Raw genomic sequence first — 286 nt, forward strand, 5'->3', positions numbered from 1 at the left:
TCCACCATTTACCACCACTATTTCCGTTAAGCTAGATGGCTCCCACAATTATTTGGCATGGAAAATGCAATTCCTTAATCTCCTCCGAGGACACGACTTAGTTGGCTTCGTTGATGGTACTGAAGCCTATCCTCCAAAAAATCTTGCCTCTGGTTCATCAAATCCCCTATGTTGTTTGGCAGAAGAAAGATGTTTGCCTCTTTGGATGGGTCCTTGCATCTCTTTCAGAAAAACTTGTTTCCAATGTTTATGGATTGGAAACGTCTAAGCAAGTTTGGATTGCCTC

At 42.3% G+C, this 286-nt stretch carries 1 protein-coding gene; it reads left to right on the plus strand.

Annotated features, from left to right (window positions below; translation table 11 throughout):
- Positions 1-268, plus strand: a 268-nt coding sequence (locus LOK78_RS16530) for a hypothetical protein (RefSeq protein ID WP_232635686.1), incomplete at its 5' end; no start/stop codon positions are given.
- Positions 269-286: the final 18 nt, after the last annotated feature.

This window comes from Mangrovimonas futianensis, from assembly GCF_021245805.1.
In the GTDB taxonomy this organism is placed as follows: domain Bacteria; phylum Bacteroidota; class Bacteroidia; order Flavobacteriales; family Flavobacteriaceae; genus Mangrovimonas; species Mangrovimonas futianensis.